The 19,316-nt window shown below is 58.6% G+C and carries 21 protein-coding genes; 20 read left to right on the top strand and 1 reads right to left on the bottom strand.

Translation table 11 applies throughout. The features are described from left to right. Positions 1 to 3 precede the first annotated feature (3 nt). The 16 genes from VGL38_03350 to rdgB all read left to right on the top strand — a co-directional run bounded on the left by VGL38_03350 (position 4) and on the right by rdgB (position 13,539). The gene (locus VGL38_03350; protein ID HEY3294453.1) at positions 4 to 633 is read left to right on the top strand and encodes a PEGA domain-containing protein; all 630 of its coding nucleotides are present in this window, start codon (positions 4 to 6) and stop codon (positions 631 to 633) included. Continuing rightward, positions 611 to 1,168: a GTP cyclohydrolase I FolE gene (folE, locus tag VGL38_03345; GenBank protein HEY3294452.1), complete on the top strand. Its 558-nt coding sequence runs from the start codon at positions 611 to 613 to the stop codon at positions 1,166 to 1,168. The genes VGL38_03350 and folE overlap by 23 nt, the downstream gene beginning before the upstream one ends. After that, positions 1,158 to 2,033, top strand: a complete 876-nt coding sequence (gene folP, locus VGL38_03340) for a dihydropteroate synthase (GenBank protein ID HEY3294451.1) — start codon at positions 1,158 to 1,160, stop codon at positions 2,031 to 2,033. The genes folE and folP overlap by 11 nt, the downstream gene beginning before the upstream one ends. Beyond that, positions 2,014 to 2,532 (top strand): ribosomal protein S18-alanine N-acetyltransferase, encoded by a 519-nt coding sequence (gene rimI / locus VGL38_03335; protein HEY3294450.1) that lies wholly within the window; start codon positions 2,014 to 2,016, stop codon positions 2,530 to 2,532. The genes folP and rimI overlap by 20 nt, the downstream gene beginning before the upstream one ends. Positions 2,533 to 2,536: 4 nt before the next feature. Beyond that, the gene (accD, locus tag VGL38_03330) at positions 2,537 to 3,406 is read left to right on the top strand and encodes an acetyl-CoA carboxylase, carboxyltransferase subunit beta (GenBank protein HEY3294449.1); all 870 of its coding nucleotides are present in this window, start codon (positions 2,537 to 2,539) and stop codon (positions 3,404 to 3,406) included. Beyond that, positions 3,403 to 4,176 carry a 5'/3'-nucleotidase SurE gene (gene surE, locus VGL38_03325; protein ID HEY3294448.1) on the top strand — a complete coding sequence of 258 codons (774 nt, stop codon included), beginning with the start codon at positions 3,403 to 3,405 and terminating at the stop codon, positions 4,174 to 4,176. Before accD ends, surE begins: the two co-directional genes overlap by 4 nt. Continuing rightward, positions 4,173 to 5,714 (top strand): glutamine-hydrolyzing GMP synthase, encoded by a 1,542-nt coding sequence (gene guaA, locus VGL38_03320; protein ID HEY3294447.1) that lies wholly within the window; start codon positions 4,173 to 4,175, stop codon positions 5,712 to 5,714. The genes surE and guaA overlap by 4 nt, the downstream gene beginning before the upstream one ends. Before the next feature lie 54 nt (positions 5,715 to 5,768). After that, on the top strand, positions 5,769 to 7,595 hold the full coding sequence (gene glmS / locus VGL38_03315; GenBank protein HEY3294446.1) for a glutamine--fructose-6-phosphate transaminase (isomerizing): 1,827 nt from the start codon (positions 5,769 to 5,771) through the stop codon (positions 7,593 to 7,595). Between the two features lie 40 nt (positions 7,596 to 7,635). Continuing rightward, the gene (locus tag VGL38_03310) at positions 7,636 to 8,838 is read left to right on the top strand and encodes an ABC transporter substrate-binding protein (protein ID HEY3294445.1); all 1,203 of its coding nucleotides are present in this window, start codon (positions 7,636 to 7,638) and stop codon (positions 8,836 to 8,838) included. 9 nt (positions 8,839 to 8,847) lie between these two features. Next, positions 8,848 to 9,648: an undecaprenyl-diphosphate phosphatase gene (locus VGL38_03305; protein ID HEY3294444.1), complete on the top strand. Its 801-nt coding sequence runs from the start codon at positions 8,848 to 8,850 to the stop codon at positions 9,646 to 9,648. Further along, positions 9,645 to 10,412, top strand: a complete 768-nt coding sequence (locus VGL38_03300) for a gamma-glutamyl-gamma-aminobutyrate hydrolase family protein (GenBank protein ID HEY3294443.1) — start codon at positions 9,645 to 9,647, stop codon at positions 10,410 to 10,412. Before VGL38_03305 ends, VGL38_03300 begins: the two co-directional genes overlap by 4 nt. Then, positions 10,409 to 11,419, top strand: a complete 1,011-nt coding sequence (holA, locus tag VGL38_03295) for a DNA polymerase III subunit delta (GenBank protein ID HEY3294442.1) — start codon at positions 10,409 to 10,411, stop codon at positions 11,417 to 11,419. Before VGL38_03300 ends, holA begins: the two co-directional genes overlap by 4 nt. Positions 11,420 to 11,474: 55 nt before the next feature. Then, positions 11,475 to 12,095 carry a sigma-70 family RNA polymerase sigma factor gene (locus tag VGL38_03290; GenBank protein HEY3294441.1) on the top strand — a complete coding sequence of 207 codons (621 nt, stop codon included), beginning with the start codon at positions 11,475 to 11,477 and terminating at the stop codon, positions 12,093 to 12,095. 52 nt (positions 12,096 to 12,147) lie between these two features. Continuing rightward, positions 12,148 to 12,597: a hypothetical protein gene (locus VGL38_03285; GenBank protein ID HEY3294440.1), complete on the top strand. Its 450-nt coding sequence runs from the start codon at positions 12,148 to 12,150 to the stop codon at positions 12,595 to 12,597. A gap of 149 nt (positions 12,598 to 12,746) precedes the next feature. Continuing rightward, positions 12,747 to 12,938, top strand: coding sequence for a hypothetical protein (locus tag VGL38_03280; protein ID HEY3294439.1), 192 nt, complete (start codon positions 12,747 to 12,749; stop codon positions 12,936 to 12,938). A 1-nt stretch (position 12,939) separates the two neighbouring features. Beyond that, entirely contained in the window at positions 12,940 to 13,539 is a 600-nt protein-coding gene (rdgB, locus tag VGL38_03275) for an RdgB/HAM1 family non-canonical purine NTP pyrophosphatase (GenBank protein ID HEY3294438.1), read from the top strand. A 78-nt stretch (positions 13,540 to 13,617) separates the two neighbouring features. On the opposite strand, the gene VGL38_03270 is transcribed toward rdgB, so the two are convergent. Further along, on the bottom strand, positions 13,618 to 15,048 hold the full coding sequence (locus VGL38_03270; protein ID HEY3294437.1) for a hypothetical protein: 1,431 nt from the start codon (positions 15,046 to 15,048) through the stop codon (positions 13,618 to 13,620). 135 nt (positions 15,049 to 15,183) lie between these two features. On the opposite strand from VGL38_03270, the gene VGL38_03265 reads away from it, so the two are divergent. The 4 genes from VGL38_03265 to panC are packed head-to-tail and all read left to right on the top strand — an operon-like array spanning position 15,184 to position 19,284. Next, positions 15,184 to 16,356 (top strand): cysteine desulfurase family protein, encoded by a 1,173-nt coding sequence (locus VGL38_03265; protein ID HEY3294436.1) that lies wholly within the window; start codon positions 15,184 to 15,186, stop codon positions 16,354 to 16,356. Between the two features lie 14 nt (positions 16,357 to 16,370). After that, complete coding sequence (gene mnmA / locus VGL38_03260; protein ID HEY3294435.1) at positions 16,371 to 17,552, top strand: tRNA 2-thiouridine(34) synthase MnmA; 1,182 nt, start codon at positions 16,371 to 16,373, stop codon at positions 17,550 to 17,552. Next, complete coding sequence (panB, locus tag VGL38_03255; GenBank protein ID HEY3294434.1) at positions 17,549 to 18,433, top strand: 3-methyl-2-oxobutanoate hydroxymethyltransferase; 885 nt, start codon at positions 17,549 to 17,551, stop codon at positions 18,431 to 18,433. Before mnmA ends, panB begins: the two co-directional genes overlap by 4 nt. Further along, positions 18,433 to 19,284 (top strand): pantoate--beta-alanine ligase, encoded by an 852-nt coding sequence (gene panC, locus VGL38_03250; protein HEY3294433.1) that lies wholly within the window; start codon positions 18,433 to 18,435, stop codon positions 19,282 to 19,284. Before panB ends, panC begins: the two co-directional genes overlap by 1 nt. Positions 19,285 to 19,316: the final 32 nt, after the last annotated feature.

Genomic DNA, 19,316 nt, shown 5'->3' with positions numbered 1-19,316 from the left:
TTCATGGACCATCGGGAAGAAGAAGAACTTCGTCACCTGATCCGCAAGGAACTGGAGAGCCGCGAGCAGATGCGCGGAGCCGGACCGGCGCGGATGCAGCACGGTTCCGCGGGGATGCCGGAGGACCGGCGGCGGATTATTGAAGAGGAAATTGAAGCCTACTACCTGTCACGGGGCGGCTATCAGCGCGTCGAAAACGAGGACGGCGAGGTCGAGTGGCTGACCGACGACGAGATCCGGGAGCGGGAAAGTCAGATTCCCGTGGACATGGAGGAACTGGAAGCGGGACAGCGGCGCGTGCGCAACCGCCTGGTGCTCCTCGTCGTGCTGGCGTTTCTTGCGGTCACACTACTGATTATTTTGATGCGCGACCGTACGGGCAGCATTCAGGTGATTTCCAACGTGCCGGGGGCGACCATTGTGCTGAACGGATCGCCCACGGAGTTGCATACGAACTCGCGCCTGGATCATATCCCGGTGGGTCCGCACCTGATTACGGTGACGAAGTACGGCTACGTGCCTGACGGCCCCGCCAACGTGAAGGTGGACCTGCGTGCCGGGCAGGAAGAAATTGTGCGTTTCAACCTTAAACCTTTGCCGGTGGACAGCTTTGGTAGACCGAAACAAAATTGAGGCCGGTGTCCGGTTGATGCTGGAAGGCATCGGCGAGGATCCGACACGCCTTGGGCTGGTTGAAACGCCGCGCCGTGTCGCGGAAATGTACGAAGAGGTCTTCTCTGGTTTGGGCAAGGACCCGGAAATGGAATTAAAGCTGTTTCCGGCCGAGCACCATGAGATGATTATCCATCGCGACATCCCGTTTTATTCCATGTGCGAGCACCATCTGCTGCCCTTCTGGGGATTCGTGTCGATTGCCTACATTCCCAAGGATGCCATGGTCACGGGTTTCTCGTCGCTGGCGCGCATCGTGCGGATTTTCGCGCAGCGTCCACAGCTTCAGGAAACCATGACGACGGGGCTGGCCGACGCGCTGATGCATAAGCTGGGACCGATGGGCGTGTTTGTGGTTGTGCGCGCACAGCACTTGTGTTTGATGATGCGCGGCGAAAAGGTGCACGGAAGCTGGACGATTACGTCGGCGGTGCGCGGTGCCATGGGCAAGGAAGCGACGCGGCTGGAAGCACTGCACCTGATGAATGGAAGCTGAGGCCACCACCGCACGGGTGTGGGAATACCGGGGAGGAGAATTCCTGCTCGGCAAGCGAACCCTGCTGATGGGCATCGTGAACGTGACGCCTGATTCCTTTTCGGATGGCGGACGTTTCTTCGATGCGCAGAGCGCGGCGGACCATGCGTTGCAACTGATACAGGATGGCGCGGATCTTCTGGATCTTGGAGCGGAGTCCACACGCCCCGGAAGCGATGCGGTGGATGCGGACGAGCAGTTGCGGCGGCTGATTCCGGTATTTGAGAAGCTGCGCGGGAAGGTGACTGTGCCGCTGTCAGTGGATACGACCTATGCGAAGGTTGCCGCGGAGTGTCTACAGGCGGGAGCGTCGATTGTCAATGACGTCAGCGGCTTTCATGGCGACGTGGAGTTGCCCGAAGTGTGCGCCGCGCAAAACGCCGGGGTCGTGCTGATGCACATGCGGGGCATGCCCAAGGTGATGCAGCAGGATACTCAGTACGGCGATCTGTTCGGTGAAATCGAAGACTACCTTGCGGACGGCGTGCGCATCGCCCTACAAGCAGGAATTCCGCGCTCGAGAATCCTTGTAGATCCGGGCATCGGTTTCGGCAAAACGTTTGAGCAGAACTACCGTTTGCTGGGCGGGTTGGACGGTTTCCGGACCCTGGCGGCGGGCGTGCTGGCGGGACCGTCGCGCAAAGCGTTTACCGGAGAATTCAATCACCTGCCGCCCGATCAGCGGCAGTATTCAACCGCAGCGGCAGTGGCCATAGCGGCGCTCTACGGCGCGGACGTGGTACGAGTTCATGACGTGCGGGAAATCAAACAGGTAGTGGATATTCTTGATCGCTTCCGGGAAATCCATGGACAACTCAAAGCCTGACATTACGCTCGTAACGCTGACGCCCGATCATTTTGCGGCTATTCTGAAGATCGAGAAGGCCGTCTACAAGGACCCGTGGTCCGCTGCGAGCTTTCTGGAGATCATGAGTTTTTCGCCGAACAACTGGGTGGCGATGGTGGATGGCCATGTGGTCGGCTACATCATTACGCAGTGGGTGATCGACGAGATTCATATTCTGAATGTGGCCGTGGCCGAGGAGATGCACCGCAAGGGCGTAGGATCGAAACTGCTGTCGTACCTGGTTGCCGAAGGGCAGAAGCAGGGAATGCGCGACATGTTTCTGGAAGTGCGCGTGACCAATACCCCGGCGCAGGCGCTGTATGAGCGGTTCGGATTCAAGCCGCTGTCGGTGCGGAAGAAATATTATGGTGACGGCGAGGACGCTCTGGTGATGCATTGTGCGATGCCGGAGATTGCCGCCCCAGTGACGGACGAGGTGATGGCCGGAGAGACCGGGTCGAAAACAGAGGAGAAATAGCCGCATGGCTCTGGAATGGTTTAAGCGGGATCGCACGGGCGTGGTGCCACAGCCCAACAAGAAAACGACGACCTCCGACAATCTTTGGGTGAAGTGCGAGAGCTGCGGCGAAATCGTCTTCAATCGCGAACTGGAAAAGCGGCTGCTGGTCTGTCCGAAATGCAATTTCCATTTTCCTATGCCCAGCGACAAATACATCGGCATCATCGCCGACGAAGGGAGCTGGCAGGAATTCGAGCATGATTTGAAGTCGATGGATCCTCTCGGTTTCCGCGACCAGATGAAATACAGCGACCGTCTGACCGCGTCGACCAAGAAGACCGGCAAGAATGAAGCGGTGACCATCGGCACCTGTACGGTAGGAGAGATTCCCGCGGTGCTGGCGATCATGGAGTTCGTGTTCATGGGCGGCAGCGTGGGCAGCGTGGTGGGCGAAAAGCTGGCGCGCGCGGTGGACAAGGCGATTGCCGAGAAGCGCGGGTTGATCGTGATTTCGCGCTCCGGCGGTATGCGAATGCAGGAAGGGATGATCTCGCTGATGCAGATGGCGAAGACCAGCGTAAAGCTGGTGGAGCTTTCCGACGCGGGGTTGCCGTACATTTCGATTCTGACCAATCCGACGACGGGCGGAACGACCGCGAGCTTTTCAATGCTGGGCGACGTCAATCTTGCCGAGCCGGGAGCGCTGATCGGTTTTGCCGGACCGCGCGTGATCAAACAGACGATTGGACAGGATCTGCCGCCGGGATTTCAGCGCAGCGAGTTCCTGCTGGATAAGGGCTTCCTGGACCGCATTGTATCGCGCGGCGACATCCGGCCCACGCTCATTACCATTTTGAGTTTCTTCATGACCGGCAAGGCGGAAAACGCGTGAGAGTTCTGCTGTCGAACGATGACGGAATTCAGTCTCCGGGATTGCACGCGCTGGTGAAAGCCCTACAGGGTTTTGGAGAAATCTGGGTGGTCGCGCCGGACCGCGAGCAGTCGGCGGTGGGGCATGCGATCACGCTGGCCGATCCGATCCGGCTGTTTCCGTGGAAACTTGATGGCGCGGACCACACATGGGCGATCAGCGGATTTCCCGCCGACTGCGTGAAGTTGGCGCTGACCGAATTAATGCCTGAACGGCCCGATATGGTGATTTCGGGAATCAATCGCGGCGAGAATACAGGGATCTCCGTAATTTATTCCGGCACGGTGTCCGCGGCAACGGAAGGCACGATCAACGACATCCCCTCGATTGCCGTTTCACTGTCGTCGTTTACCTCCCGGGAATTCGGCGACGCGGGGACCGTTGCGCGACATATGGCAGAAGTGCTCACCCGGAATGCTTTGCCGCCGGATACCTTTTTGAATGTGAACGTGCCGGCGCTGCCGCTGTGTGAAATCAAGGGCATTCGCGTGGTGCGGCAGGGGCGGGCGCGGTTTCAGGAGACCTTCTTGAAGCGGGCCGATCCGCGCGGCAGAACCTACTATTGGATGGATGGGGACAAGGTGCCGCTCACCGAAACGGAAACCGACGGTACGGCGCTGCACGAAGGTTATGTGACGGTGACGCCCATCCGGCTGGATTTTACCCATTACGAGTTTATGAAAGAATTGCAGGCGTGGCCGCTTGATCTGAAAACCGGAGTGCAGGCGTGAAACACTCCGAGCGCATCGTGGTTCTCGATTTCGGCGGCCAGACCACTCAGCTTATTGCGCGCCGTCTGCGCGAATTCGGCATCTATTGTGAGATTCTCCCCTTCAACGCCAAGCGCGAAGACGTGCTGACGGCGGAGACCAAAGGCATCGTGCTTTCCGGCGGTCCGTCGAGCGTGATCGAGGAAGGCTCGCCGCATCCGGACCCCGAATTATTGAACGGCGGCATTCCGGTGCTGGGCATCTGCTACGGCATGCAGCTCATTGGGCAGCACTTCGGGTCACCGGTTTCGCCCGGAGCGCAGGGTGAATACGGACCCGCGACGATTGCGTTGCAGGGCGACGGCGGCGTGTGGCGCGGACTGGGCGACTCGATGGCCGTGTGGATGAATCACGGCGACCATATTTCCGATGTGCGCGAACCGCTGGTGCAGATCGCGGGCAGCGGCGCAGGAATCGTCGCTGCGGTGGCGCACCGCGAGCGTCCGGTGTTCGGCGTGCAGTTCCATCCCGAAGTGACGCACACTCCGCGCGGCGCGGATCTGCTGCGCAACTTTGCGGTGAACGTGTGCGGCTGCGCGGGCGGCTGGTCCATGGAATCGTTTGTCGAGCAGGCGGTGAAGGAGATCCGCACGGCGGTCGGCGCGTCACGGGTGATTTGCGCGACGTCGGGCGGACTGGATTCCACGGTGGTGGCGGCGCTGGTCGGCAAGGCTATCGGCAAGCAGCTTATCAGCCTGTATGTGGATACGGGGCTGGGCCGCAAAGGCGAGCGCGAGGAGATCGAAGAACTGCTGGCCGGTCACGAGCACATTCAGGTGCGCGTGGTGGATGCGTCCGAGGAGTTCTTCCGTGAATTGAAAGGCGTCACCGAGCCGGAGCGCAAGCGGAAGATCATTGGCAAAACCTTCATTGACGTGTTCCAGCGGGAAGCGAAGGATCTCGATGGCGTGCAGTTTCTGGCGCAGGGAACGATCTATCCGGATGTGATCGAGAGCGTGTCGGTGCGCGGACCTTCGGCGACGATCAAGTCGCACCACAACGTAGGTGGTTTGCCGGATACGCTGCATCTCAAGTTGATCGAGCCGCTGCGGGAACTGTTCAAGGATGAAGTGCGCGAGGTGGGCCGGCTGCTGGGGTTGCCGGATACGATCCTGCACCGTCATCCCTTCCCGGGGCCGGGTTTGGCCGTGCGAGTGCTGGGCGAGGTCACACGGGAGCGCTGCGATCTGCTGCGCGAGGCCGATGCGATTTTTATCAGCGAATTGCGGCGCGCGGACTGGTACCGCAAGACGCGGCAGGCCTTCGTGGTGCTGCTTCCGGTGAAGGCGGTGGGCGTGATGGGCGACATGCGAACCTACGCAAACGCCTGCGTGCTGCGCGCCGTGGACACGGACGATTTTATGACCGCGGACTTTACGCGGCTTCCTTACGACTTGTTGTCACGCGCGGCGAGCCGCATCGCCAACGAAGTGCGGGGGATCAATCGCGTGACGTATGATATCACCTCCAAGCCGCCGGCTACGGTGGAGTGGGAGTAAGTGGCGGGAATCGAATTCTGGCGGACGCAAGTGAAATGACGGAGAGCGGAAAACATGTGCGGAATTATCGGATATGTTGGCAACAGAGAAGTGGTTCCCGTTCTGTTCGGCGCGCTCAAGCGGATGGAGTACCGGGGCTATGACTCCGCAGGCGTTGCGGTGTTCACCGATCATCATCTGGCCATCGAAAAGGACGCGGGCAAGGTTGCACACCTCGAGCAGAAGGTGCTGGACCTGCATCTGAGCGGCACCGCGGGCATTGGGCACACGCGCTGGGCGACGCACGGCGTTCCGAATCGAAACAATGCGCATCCGCACACGGATGATGACGAGACCATTGTACTCGTCCACAACGGCATCATCGAGAACTATCTTGCCCTGCGCAAAGAGCTGACGAAGAACGGGCACGTGTTCAGGACCGATACCGACACTGAAGTGATCGCCCATCTGGTTCGCCAGTTTTACGAAGGGGATTTGACCAGCGCGGTGCGGCAAGCGTTGTCTTTGGTGCAGGGAACGTACGGTCTGGCGATTGTCTCGGCCCGGGAGCCGGGACGCATTGTGGCTGCCCGAATGGGTTCGCCGATGATCATCGGCCATGGCGAGGGAGAGAATTTCGTGGCGTCGGACGTGGCGGCTTTTCTGCATTACACGCGCGACGTGACCTATATGGAAGACGGCGAGATTGCCACGCTGACGACCGACGGCGTCGAGCACCGCACGCTGGCCGACATTCCGGTCAACCGCAAGCTCGAGCAGATCACGTACGACATCAAGGCCATCGAAAAAGGCGGCTACCCGCATTTCATGCTCAAGGAGATCTGCGAGCAGCCGAACACGGTGGCAGACTCGATGCGCGGGCGCGTGCTGTTGGATGAGGGGACGGTAAAGTTCGGCGGCCTGAACGCCTACATGGATGAGTTTCAGAGCGCGAAGCGGATCATCCTCGTGGCCTGCGGCACAAGCTGGCATGCCGGGCTGGTGGGTGAGTACCTGATTGAGGAGTTGGCGGGAATTCCCTGTGAAGTGGAATATGCGTCGGAATTCCGCTACCGTTCGCCGATTATCGAGCCGGGCACGATTGTGCTGGCGATTTCACAGTCCGGTGAGACGCAGGACACGCTGGGCGCGATCCGCGAAGCCAAGCGCCATGGCGCCAAGGTTTTCGGAATCTGCAATGTCGTCGGTTCAAGCATTGCGCGGGAAACCCATGCGGGAGTTTATCTGCATGCGGGACCGGAAATCGGCGTGGCGTCCACGAAGGCATTCACCTCGCAGATTACGGTGCTGTTTATGCTGGCACTGAGCCTGGCGCGGACGCGGCGGATTGGAGCGGGCGAAGGTCGCGAGTTGCTGAAGGAACTCACGGCGCTGCCGCAGAAGATCAGCCGGATTCTCGCCAGCCGCGAGACCATCGAGACGATTGCCCACGATTTCAAAGATCACCGCAATTTTCTGTATCTGGGCCGCGGTGTGAACTTCCCGGTGGCGCTGGAAGGCGCATTGAAGCTGAAGGAAATTTCCTATATCCACGCGGAAGGCTATCCCGCGGCGGAGATGAAGCATGGGCCGATTGCACTGATCGACGAAGACATGCCAGTGGTGTTCATTGCGCTCAAGGACGGCAGTTATGAGAAGGTGCTGTCCAATATCGAAGAGGTCCGGGCACGGGGCGGGCGGGTGCTGGCGATTGCCACGGAAGGGGATACGGCGGTGCCGTCGCGGGCCGATCAGGTGATCTTCGTGCCACAGACGCACCCGTTGCTGACGCCGCTGCTCAGTGTGATTCCGCTGCAGTTGCTGGCGTACTACATCGCCGTGCTGCGCGGCTGTGACGTCGATCAGCCGCGAAATCTTGCCAAGAGTGTGACCGTTGAATAGGGCGTTCAGGTTTTTTCGGTTTTTTACGGCGCTGCTAAGTGTGTTTGTGATCGGCGCGGCCTGCCGTACGGTGCGGGCGGCGGACACCGTTGCTTCTCCGACGCGCAGTGGTGTTGTGCTGCTGCTGGCGTTCTCATGGGAAGGCGATTCGGCGGCGGCGCTGATAGAACGTGGGGTGCGCTTCGGAGTGGCGCACAGCGATTCGACGCTCGGATTCGATGTGGTGAAGTGCGGGTCGGCTTACGAAGTCCGGGCAGCGTGCGACACACTGATGCAGCAGGAATCGAGGCGGCTGATCGTCTTTGCCGGAGATGAAGGCGCGGCCGCGGTGGTGGCCATCCTGTCTTCGCAGCACCGGATGCCGGTGCTTAAGCTGACGGGCGATTCGCGCTCGATGACGCCGCTCAGTAATCAGTTTTTCGAATTTCTGCCCAGCGGCGAGACTCAAGGGAGAACGCTCGGCGATTTCGCGGCACGGTTCCTCGGACTGAGTGGCGCCATGGTTTACACGCCGCTGGATGCGCGCGGTCGCGCGCTGGCGGATGGGTTCAAATCCGGCTTTGTGAAGGCCGGCGGCGCGCTCGAGGTTCAGCAGTGGTATCCGCCGGACGCGATGGCGATCCGTCCGGGCATTGATGCGATGTTTGCAGACACGGCGCGGAAGGCGCTGGGCGGCACACGGCTGAATTCGGCGCTTTCGCCGGAGGAGCGCGCTCAAATGTTCGGCAGCTCGCAAGGCGGCGAAGTCTTGTATGCGGGACAAGCCGACACGCTGCATGGAGATTCCGTCCGGGCACGCGAGGGATTCTTCTTCGCGCTGACTCCTGAACATGTGGAGGGGTTTGCCAAGCAACTTCCGACACTGGCTCCCAAGACGGTTTTGCTGGGCAACAGCAGTTGGGTAGATCTGGATGTGCTGGAGCGGCGGGAAACCGTGACGAACGGCATGTACATTGTGTTGCCGCTGATGCCCGAGGCGCTGGATACATCCGGCTTCCTCGTGTCCTATCAACAGACGGGCGCGGTGGTCAATGAGTGGTCATTGTTGGGATTGGATGCGGGACGGTTTCTTGGCCAGGTGATCTCCGGAGCGCCGCGCACGCGGATGGATATTGCCCGAGCCCTGACGGAAGCCCCCCGGATGACCGGCATCTCGGTGATTGTAGATTTTCAAAAGGGACATGAGAACACAGCGGCTCGCGTCGTGCGGTATGAGGACGGCGGGTTGCGGGTCGTGAAATAGGGGAGCCGGATGACTTTACCCGACGCCGTACTGCTGGGGATTATTCAGGGACTGACGGAGTTTCTGCCGGTGTCCAGTTCGGGACACCTCGCGGTGTTTCAATATCTGCTCGGGCTGACACAGCCCATGTTGACCTTCGACGTACTGCTGCATGTAGGATCTCTGATCGCGATTCTCGCGTTCTTTCGCAAACAGATTATCGAGCTGGCCATCTCGGTCTTTGCGCCATCGCGCGAACCGGGCAGCCGGCGGTTGCTGGGACTGATTATCGTGGCCTCGATCCCCACGGCGCTGATCGGTCTTGGATACAAGGACTTTGTAGAGACTCAATTCGAATCTCCGGCGGCGGTGGGGATGTTCTGGCTGTTGACTGCCGGGCTGTTGTTTGGCGTCAGCAAGATGATGCAGGGTTCCAAACAATTGCGGGACATCACTATTCCGGATGCGCTGCTGATTGGTCTGTTTCAAGGAGTGGCGATTCTGCCGGGCGTGTCGCGCTCCGGAGCTACGCTGGTGATGGGCATGCTGTGCGGACTGCATCCGAAGGCGGCGGCCAATTTCTCGTTCCTGATTGCGATTCCCGCGATTCTCGGCGCCATCTTTCTGCAGCGGCATGACCTTGCCGGAGTTATGGGACCGGACGGAACGGCCACGATAGTGGGAACGGTGGTCTCCATGATCGTCAGCTATTTGGCGATTTGGATCCTGATGAAGCTGTTGCAGCGGCGCGTGATTCAGCCGTTTGCGTGGTATTTGTTGTTCGCATCGGCCCTGGTGCTGTTTGCATTAAAGACAGGATTCCACATTTGAGCAGCGCGCGGCCGATGATCGGGGTGTCGCCCGGATATGCCGGTCCGTCGGATCTGCGCCCGTTCTGCCGCACGGCGGAGATTCTGTACATTGATCAGAACTATCCGAGGCGCGTTGAAGAGGCCGGTGGAATTCCGGTGCTGCTGTCGCATACGGATGATCCGGAGGCGATGCGCCAGCTTGCCCAAAGACTGGATGGCTTGCTGTTCACCGGAGGCGAGGATGTAAATCCGTCGCTGTACGGACAGGATGTCCACGACGCGACGGAGGTTGCCGAGGCCCGCGACAAGTTCGAATTTCACCTGTTCAGGCTGTTCGTGGAGACCGGCAAGCCGATTCTTGCCATCTGCCGTGGGTTTCAGGTGATCAACGTGGCACTCGGCGGCACCTTGATTCAGGATATTCCGACTCAGGCAGGCGTCGCGCATCACGCGCAGCGTGTGCCGTCCAGCAACCCGACGCATGAAGTACGGCTGGAGGAAAGCTGCCGGCTGTCGCGGGTGTTCGGCGAGACCCTTCTGAGGGTCAACAGTCACCATCATCAGGGAGTGGACAAACCTGCGCCGCCGCTGCGGGTGGTGGGGCGTTCGGAAGAAGGCGTGGCAGAGGCGATGGAGCACCGCGGCCACCCGTATCTGGTTGCCGTGCAGTGGCATCCGGAGCGGCTTGCCAGTTGTTACGCGCTCCAGCAGAAATTGTTTGTGGATTTCGTAGCGGCGTGCCGGCTGCCGGCATACCGGCAGAACGGGGTAACTGCACAATGACCGCGACGGAGTTTCTCAGGGACGTACGCAAAGGCAAGCACTTCGAGATCGTTGTCCTGCGGGGCAGCGAGGAGTTCTTGCTGCGCGAAGCTCAAGAGGAGTATCTGTCGAAGATCGTGACTCCCGATGCGGCCGCGTTCGACTTTACCGAGTTCCGTGGCTCGGATGCGGATGGCGGTACGCTCTGGAATGCGGTGACTACATTGCCCCTGCTCAGTGAGCGGCGGGTCGTGTTGTGGGAGTCTTCCGGGGAGATCAAACAGGATGTAGCGGATGCCCTGACGCGCTATGCGGCGCGGCCATCGGCGACTACCACGCTGATAGTGGTCTTAGGAGGAGACAGCCGCGAGACACGACTGGCAGGCTTGCTGGCCTCGAGTCATGTGACCGATGTGGAGTTCCGGGATCTGCGAGAAGGCGACCGCGCGGCATGGGCGGAAAAGTTCGTGCAGCGGCAGGGGAAGAAGATTGAGGAGGATGCCCTGCGATACGTGGTGGAAACGTCGCTGAAGAATTTGTCCGATCTGGCGGCGAAATTGAACCACGCAATTTTGTATGTGGGCGAGGAGAAAGAGATCAGCGTGCAGGTGCTGATGAAGGTTTCGGGTGTCTCCTCGGAATATACGGTCTATAATCTTGAAGACGCACTGATGGCCCGCCGGCCTGAGCAGGCGCACCGCATTGCGCGCTCGTTGCTCGATGGGGGAGAGGCCTTGCTGAGGCTGGTGGCTTTTCACCGGGGCATGGTGCTGAAACTTTGGCAGGTGAAGGGTATTCTAAAGAAGCCGAGTACATGGGAAAGAACCGAAGAGGCGCGGCAGGCTTATGACGCCATCTTCGGCAGGCAAATCTTTAAAAAAGACGCTTACAGGCAGACGGCACAGAAGCTTGACGAGCCCCGGATACGTCAGGCGATTACCGGGCTTTTGGACGTAGAAGTTCGCGCTAAATCGGAGTCGCAGGATCCATATTACTACTTCGAGTGGTTGTGGCGGTTTGCGGCCTGATTTTTGGATCTTTTAAGGAACCCGTTTTTTAGATCAAGAGTTAACAGGATAGTCGATGATGGAAAATTCTGTCGGATCGCCGACCGATGAAGATCTGATTCTGGCATTCCAGAACGGTGACGTGTCAGCATTCGAGGAGATTGTTCGGCGTTATCGCGATCCTTTATTCAATTTTGTTGTGCGCCTGCTGGGCGACGCGTTCTTTAGCGAGGACATCGTTCAGGAAACTTTCCTGCGGGTCTATCGTAATAGACATCGGTACCACCAAGTCGCGAAGTTCTCGACTTGGATCTACACCATCGCGTCAAACCTGGCAAAGACGGAGCTGAGGCGGAGAAAAGTGCGAAACTTCTTCTCGATCAGTTCGAAAGGCGAGGATGAGAAGGATTACGATCTGGTGGACACCTCTTCGGACATTGAGCGCGATGTAGACGGTGCGCTGAAGAGTGAAATAATTCTCAAGGAAATCAACGCGCTTCCTTATCATTTCAAGGAGGCAGTACTTTTGCGCGACATTCAGGATTTGTCGTACGAGGAAATCAGCCAAATTCTGAATGTGCCGCTCGGAACTGTAAAATCCAGAGTCAACAGAGGGCGTAGCCGATTGCAGAAGAGGCTAAAATTCTTGATGCTTGAGGAGTCTGAAGGTGGAAAACCAGGGAAAACTGATGCCTAAGTCCGTGATTGGGTCGTCAGAGGGTGAAGACGGGGTCTCGCCGGATCTGCTTATGGTCAGATCTATGTTGAGGAGTTTGCCCACCGTACATTGTTCGCCGAAGTTCGAATATCGGTTGCAACGGAAGTTGGCGGCGGAAGAGGCGGGGGTGCGGGCTCCAAGTTCGGTGCGCAATTGGACGCTGGGCTGGGCGGGTGCAGGCCTTGGGTTCGCTACGGCTTTGGCTATCGCTTTCTTTGCATTTGACTTGAATGTGAAATCTCCGAATTCGGCGGTTACGGGTAGCTCTTCGATTGCGGGGGCTTCGGCGGCTGGCAAAGCAGTGCCGGTTGTGCCGAATCAGGTTTCAGCCCCAGCGAATGAACTGCAGGCTTCGACACCTAAACTGGTGTCTGAAGATGGCAAGACGATGGCGGATGCCAAGAAGGACTCGACGAAGCCTCCTGCATCCAAGCCCGACTTGCAGCAGGAGAATTTCCATCTGACGGGTGCGAGCAAGTAGCGCTGAAGCGCTGCGCAGAGTAAGGGGAAACCATCTGCTGCCCTTGGGGGCAGCAGACGTCGTTTGTGTTGGGACTTGACAAAGGGAGAGTAAGTCCCTATCTTGCAGGATTCCAACACAATCATCAATCGTCTTTAAGGATCAGTTAAGTGGCAAAGAAACAAACATTTGCGGACAAAGTAGACCGTATGAAGGGCGCAGGCGCCCAGCATTGCCCGGTCTGTGACGAGATTCCGCAGGCGACCAAAGTCAAGGAATTCATCAATAGTGGCGGCAACATTAAGCAAGTCACGAAGATGATGAAGATCTGTAAGTGCAATAGCGCCAAAATCTTTGGATAAGATTAAAGATTCCCTCGTGATTGCCACGAGGAATCGGGATAAATTCCGCGAGATTCAAGAAAAGCTAAGAGCCCTCCCGTTAGCTGTCTTGAGTTTGGCGGATTTTCCTTTTGTAGAGGAGGTCATCGAAGACCAGCCCGATTTGTATGGCAACGCGATCAAGAAGGCCAATCAGGTAGCGCAGCAGACGGGACTTTGGGCTCTGGCGGATGACACCGGGCTTGAAGTGGACGCACTGGACGGCGCGCCGGGTGTTTACTCGGCTCGATATTCCGGTCCGGGCGCGACTTACGAGTCCAACTGTGTGAAGTTGATTTCTGAAATGGAAGGGATTCCTGCGGAAAAGAGGCAGGCGCAGTTTCGGACGGTGATCTGTCTGAAGACTCCAGACAGCCTCTTTTGCGTGGAGGGCAAGGTGGAAGGAAACATCGGCCGGGAGAGGCGAGGCACCAAAGGGTTTGGCTACGATCCGGTTTTTGTGTTGCCGTCCGGTCGGACCATGGCCGAGATTGACCTCGAGGAGAAGAACCGCATCTCCCACCGGGGGCAAGCGGTGGAGAAGATGGAAAAGCTGCTGCGATTTCTGCTCGAGCGCGACTGAACTCCTCGGGCACTGGGGATAAGAAAACCCGAAACCGTATCAGGTTTCGGGTTTTTGCGTTTCTGGGAACAATGCCGCTCAGAAGGAGACCATAGTCTCGACTCGGACAGTGCGGTGATTTTGCCCGTTATAGTAGGTGATGCGATGGTCATACACCAGGCTGACGTTGCGCGCTAAGGCGAAGTAGAGTTTGGCACCGTAAATGGTGCCTTCGGTCACGCGGTTCAGTAGGGTATGCACGTTGGGCTGCATGTAATAGCCGGTAAGCTTTTGCATGCGGGTAACCTGCGGCGGTGTGACGCCGAGTTCGCCGTAAAGTGTTTTGCCGTCGTGGTACTGCGCGCCGTGCATGTCCTCATACCAGCCGTACAGATAGCCGAAGGTCTGGATGGATATCAGGGCATCGCCGAAGAATCCCTTGGCCGACCCGAGATTGTTCAGGGCCTTTTCCTTGGTGATGAACAGGGAATCGCCCTGAAGCTGCGCGCGCTCGAGTTCATAGGTGAAATTGAAGAACTCCCCGCGGAATTCCTTGCCATACTGGCGGTACTCGCCGCTGAGAGTGAGCGGGCCAACCTGCATGCGAGCCCCGGGGAAAGACCAGCCCCAGCCGTGGCGGGCGATCTTGGCAATCTGCGCATAGGTCCAGACGGAAAACTTGCTGCCTTTTACAAGTGGGAAGCCCGCGTCCGCGCCGAACTCCGTCACCGATTCCTTGATGTCATTATAGCTGACGGGTGCCTTCCGGAAATCGGGCAAAAAGCCGTTATCGATCAGGTAATCGCGGGTGGTCGTATCATTGTGGAATGACGAGAGCAGTTGGTCGCGAATCCGGAAATCGTTGCGGTTGGGAAAGAGGTCCAGCCGGTCGGGAACACCGTCGTGATCCTTGTCCGTCAGACCGGCAAACTGATTGCCATCATGGGCAACGGTCGCGCCGACGGTGAGGCCTTGCAAGCCTGTATCGTAGCTTAAGCGTGCGGCCATCAGGCCGGGTTGATCCAGTTCGCTGACGCTGTTCAGCATAGCTTGCCAACTGTAACCATCAACACCGCCTTCGGTGTAGAAGCCGATTCGCTTAACCTCAGGATACTGAATCGTGTTCGAGTAGCGGCGCATGATCATGCCGTAGCCGAGAGTCACATTGTCGAGTGCTCCCGCGCGTGCATAGAATGGATCGCCGGGCTGGCCATAACGGACGTAGTAGATCTTTTCCACATAAGCGCGGCCCGTATTCCATTCATCCTTTTTGAAATTGCCGTCGGCATCAAAGCGAAAGGTCAGATCGAGCCCTACTCCAAACTTACCGAAAGGGATGTCCGGTCGAAGACCAAATTGCTGATAGACCTTGCCGTTCATGATAACCATGCCAAGAGTGCCATTCCAACGCACTTGGGAATCAGAACCCGGCTGGCTCATGGGTGGTTCAAAGGCAGGATCAGTTGCTTCCTGGGCTGTCGCCAGAGTGAGGGCGGCGAGCAGGGCAAAAAAAACGAAGGCGACTTTCATAGGCAATTCCGCTGGGATAAGGCTGTTCGTGACAATGTAAAACCTTCTCTATCAAAAGTCAATGCTTTCATAGATGCATAGCGCTTGATTTTGCTGTAATTTAGCCGTATATTGGAGTGATTCGAGGCATAGACTATGACACAGAGAGACCAGCCCATTTATCTGGACAATGCCGCCACGACGAGACCGGATCCGGCCGTCATCGCCGCCATGTCCGAGACCCTGACGGATTACTGGGGAAATCCGTCGAGTGCGCACGAGATCGGCAGCCGGGCAAAGATGCGGCTGGAAGAATCCCGTGCGTCCATTGCGCGGCTCATGGGCTGCCGTGACGACGAAGTGTATTTTACGTCCGGCGGGACGGAAGCCGACAACTGGGCGCTCCTTGGCGTGCTGGACTATTGGCATGGCAAGAAGAGTCACCTGATTACGGCAGCGAACGAGCACCATGCGGTGCTGGACACGGCGAAGCGTTGGAAAGAGCGCGGGGGCGAGGCCACGATTCTGCCGGTTGACAGCGAGGGGCGGCTCGATCCGCAGGACGTGGCAAAGGCGATCACCGACAAGACGGCGGTGGTTTCCGTAATGCACGTCAACAACGAGCTGGGGACGATCCAGGATGTCGCAAAGATTGGTGCGCTGTGCCGTGAGCACGGAGTGGTGTTTCACACGGATTGCGTGCAGAGCTTCGGAAAGATTCCCTTCCGGTTTGCCGAACTGAATGCCGATCTGGCAAGCATTTCGAGTCACAAAATTTATGGCCCGAAAGGCGTGGGCGCGCTGGTGATTAAACGCGGAACACGGTTGTCTCCAAGGTTTATCGGCGGAAGCCAGGAGCGCGGATTGCGAACCGGCACAGAAAACACGCCGGGGATCAGCGGCTTCGGCAAAGCGGCAGACCTGTGCCGGGAGATGTTTGCGGAAGAGTCGCAACGCCTGCTGGCGATGCGCGACCGATTGGAAGCTTCGATCCTCGAGCAGATTCCGGACGTGTGTGTGAACGGTTCTCGAACACATCGCGCGCCGGCACTGCTGAATATGTCGTTTCTCGGATGCGAAGGCGAGGCTCTGTTGATTGCGCTGGATCGCAAAGGGTTTTGTGTCTCAACGGGAAGTGCGTGCAGCGCGGGAGCGATTGGAGCTTCGCACGTGCTCATTGCGCTGGGGCTCGATCCCATCGTGGCGCAGGCGTCGCTGCGGTTCTCCTTCGGACGATTCAATAGTATGGCGGATGTAGAAGCATTGATGACTGTACTGCCGGGTGTGGTTGCCGCGCAGAGAGCATTGGCACCGGCGGCGATGAGATAAGTGCGAGATTAGTGATGTTACTATTGGAGAACACGCTCAGGTCCCCGGACGCGCGGGGTAAGGACACCCCGCGCGGCGACCTCAACGAGCACGCCGTTGTCGCGGTGGCGATGTCGGGTGGGGTGGATAGTTCGGTGGCGGCGGCGTTGCTGAAGCAGCAGGGGTATGACGTGGTGGGTGTGACCATGCACCTGTGGACCGATGCCAAGGGTGAGGAGATGTCGCTGAACCGGGCATCGGGGTGCTGCTCGATTACGATGGCGCAGGATGCCGCGGCGGTGGCCCATCGCATGGGGTTCCGGCATTATGTGATGGATCTGTCGAATGAGTTTCACGGTTCGGTGGTGCGAAATTTCGCGCAGGAATATCTTGCTGGAAGGACGCCGAATCCGTGTGTGCGCTGCAACAGCTTTGTCAAGTGGCAGACGCTGATCGAGCGTGCCCGGAAAATGGGCTGCGAGTATCTGGCGACCGGCCATTATGCGCGCGTAGCGCGCAAGGACGGGCGGGTGCAACTCAGGACGGCGCTGTATGGCGAGAAGGACCAATCCTACGCACTGTGGGGGTTGTCTCAAGAGAGCCTGGCGCGAACCGTGTTTCCGCTGGGAGAACTGACCAAGCCGCAGGTGCGGCAGATTGCGGCGGAATTAGGACTGGCCACGGCGGACAAGCCGGAAAGCCAGGATATCTGCTTTGTGCCGGACGACGATTACCGCCGCTTCCTGAAAGATAATTTCGCCGAGGAACTGAAGGTGATTCATCGCGGCGAAATTGTGGGGCCGGAAGGGAAAGTGCTCGGCTACCACGACGGGATTACCAATTTCACGGTGGGCCAGCGCAAGGGAATGGGGATTTCCGCTGACCGGCCACTGTATATCAAGCGGATTGATCCGGTAGCCAACCGGATTCATGTCGGCTACGAGGATGAGTGTTTCGCCCGTGCCGCGCTGGTGCATGACGTCAACTGGGTGTCCATTGGGGAGCCCTCAGACGGTGTCGCCTGTGCGGTGAAGGTGCGGTATCGCGATGTGCCGCATACGGCGAGGGTCATCCCCCTGCCCGGTGGACGTGCGCGAATTGAATTTGACCAGCCAGTGCGGGCGGTAACACCGGGACAGTCCGCGGTGTTCTACGATGACGAGCTGGTGTTGGGCGGCGGTGTGATTTCCGGATTTGATGGAGCGGAGAACTTATGAGTAAGACACAGGCCTTTCCGCGAGTGACGGCGCCGCAGATCGTGCGCTGCAAGGAAGAAGGGCGAAAAATCGTCGGACTCACGGCGTATGATGCCGTGTTCGCCGCGCTGGAAGAGGAAGCCGGCGTGGATTTCCTGTTGGTGGGAGACAGCGCGGGCAATGTGGTGGCCGGACACTCGACGACCATACCCATGACGATGGACGCGATGCTGTTTTTGACACGGTGCGTTTCGCGTGGAACCTCGCGCGTGATGGTGATTGCGGACATGCCGTTCGGGAGCTTTCAGATTTCGACGGAAGACACGATCCACAATGCGGTGCGCTTTCTGAAGGAAGGCGGAGCGCAGGCGGTGAAACTTGAGGGAGCGCCGCCGTATCTGCTGCCGACGATCACACGGATGGTGGACACGGGCATCCCCGTGATGGGACACCTTGGGTTGACGCCGCAGAAGATCAACGTGTTTGGCGGCTACGGCTTGCAGGCGACCACGCGCGAAGAAGGCGAGCAACTCATTGCCGATGCCGTGGCGCTGGAAAAGGCCGGGTGCTTTGCGATTGTCCTGGAGAAGATCCCGAGCAGTTTGGCCGGCACCGTGAGCAAATCCCTGAAGATTCCGACCATCGGCATCGGCTCCGGGCCGGACTGCGACGGGCAGATCTTAGTGAATTACGATCTACTGGGCATCTTCGACAAATTCAAGCCGAAGTTCGTGCGTCACTACATTCCCGGTGCGCAGCTCGTACGCGATGCGGTGAGCACGTGGGTGGAAGATATCCACGAAGGACGTTTCCCCTCGCAGGCAGAAAGTTACGACCTTAAGCCGGAGAAGGACGCGGAGGCAGGAAACTCGCACAAGGCGAAGCCTTCGCGCAAGGGCTGATGAAGATCGCGCACACGTTTGCCGAACTGGATGCGGCGCTGAAAGATATGCGGCGGGACGGCGCATCGCTGGGGTTTGTGCCTACAATGGGCGCGCTGCACAGCGGGCACTTGTCGCTGCTGGAGACGACGCGGTCAAAGGCGGAGAAGGTCACAGTTTCGATATTTGTCAATCCCACGCAGTTCGGTCCTAAGGAAGATTACCGGGTCTATCCGCGTGTTCCGGAGAAGGATTGTGAACTGCTGGAGCGTGAAGGTGTGGCGCTGGTCTTCCTGCCGACGGCAGAGCAGATGTATCCTGCAGGCTCGCCGCTGGTGACGGTGGATCCGGGACCCGTGGGGAATGAGTTTGAAGGCCGAAGCCGACCGGGGCACTTTCGCGGCGTGCTGACGGTGGTTGCAAAATTGCTGCATCTTGTTCAACCAAATGTGGCGGTGTTCGGTCAAAAGGATGCGCAGCAGCTTTTCCTGATCCGGCGGATGGTAGCGGACCTTAATTTCCCCGTCGAAATTGTGGAATCGGCTACGGTGCGCGAGGCGGACGGGTTGGCGATGTCGTCCCGCAATGCATATTTGAAAGCCGCCGAGAGGCATAAGGCAACGGTGCTATATCGCGCGTTGTCCGAGGGGAAGAGGCTTTTCGAGAGCGGGCTTCGAAGTCTGGATGATATTCACGCCGCCATGCGCGAGGCGGCACGGTCGGTTGAAGAATTCGAACTCGACTATGCGACAGCGGTGGGGGAGAGTGATTTTGTCGAAAAAGATCCGCTGCCCCAAGAGGCACGGCTGATCATTGCGGGAAAGCTCGGTTCGGTGCGGCTCATAGACAATTTGCCGCTTCGGATGGGGTGATTTCAGGAACCGCATTTCATGGGAAAACGTTA

The sequence above is a fragment of the bacterium genome, from assembly GCA_036504735.1.
Taxonomy (GTDB): domain Bacteria; phylum Electryoneota; class RPQS01; order RPQS01; family RPQS01; genus DASXUQ01.
This window is presented reverse-complemented; position numbering and strand designations above follow the sequence as displayed.

What these genes read in the sequence shown, in the direction of transcription:
- VGL38_03265 (HEY3294436.1), top strand. Translation starts at nt 15,184, where the DNA reads ATGACACAGAGAGACCAGCCCATTTATCTGGACAATGCCGCCACGACG.
- accD (HEY3294449.1), top strand. Translation starts at nt 2,537, where the DNA reads ATGGCTCTGGAATGGTTTAAGCGGGATCGCACGGGCGTGGTGCCACAG.
- VGL38_03285 (HEY3294440.1), top strand. Translation starts at nt 12,148, where the DNA reads ATGGTCAGATCTATGTTGAGGAGTTTGCCCACCGTACATTGTTCGCCG.
- VGL38_03270 (HEY3294437.1), bottom strand. Translation starts at nt 15,048, where the DNA reads ATGAAAGTCGCCTTCGTTTTTTTTGCCCTGCTCGCCGCCCTCACTCTG.
- panB (HEY3294434.1), top strand. Translation starts at nt 17,549, where the DNA reads ATGAGTAAGACACAGGCCTTTCCGCGAGTGACGGCGCCGCAGATCGTG.
- mnmA (HEY3294435.1), top strand. Translation starts at nt 16,371, where the DNA reads ATGTTACTATTGGAGAACACGCTCAGGTCCCCGGACGCGCGGGGTAAG.
- VGL38_03305 (HEY3294444.1), top strand. Translation starts at nt 8,848, where the DNA reads ATGACTTTACCCGACGCCGTACTGCTGGGGATTATTCAGGGACTGACG.
- VGL38_03350 (HEY3294453.1), top strand. Translation starts at nt 4, where the DNA reads ATGGACCATCGGGAAGAAGAAGAACTTCGTCACCTGATCCGCAAGGAA.
- holA (HEY3294442.1), top strand. Translation starts at nt 10,409, where the DNA reads ATGACCGCGACGGAGTTTCTCAGGGACGTACGCAAAGGCAAGCACTTC.
- glmS (HEY3294446.1), top strand. Translation starts at nt 5,769, where the DNA reads ATGTGCGGAATTATCGGATATGTTGGCAACAGAGAAGTGGTTCCCGTT.
- folP (HEY3294451.1), top strand. Translation starts at nt 1,158, where the DNA reads ATGGAAGCTGAGGCCACCACCGCACGGGTGTGGGAATACCGGGGAGGA.
- panC (HEY3294433.1), top strand. Translation starts at nt 18,433, where the DNA reads ATGAAGATCGCGCACACGTTTGCCGAACTGGATGCGGCGCTGAAAGAT.
- VGL38_03290 (HEY3294441.1), top strand. Translation starts at nt 11,475, where the DNA reads ATGATGGAAAATTCTGTCGGATCGCCGACCGATGAAGATCTGATTCTG.
- rimI (HEY3294450.1), top strand. Translation starts at nt 2,014, where the DNA reads ATGGACAACTCAAAGCCTGACATTACGCTCGTAACGCTGACGCCCGAT.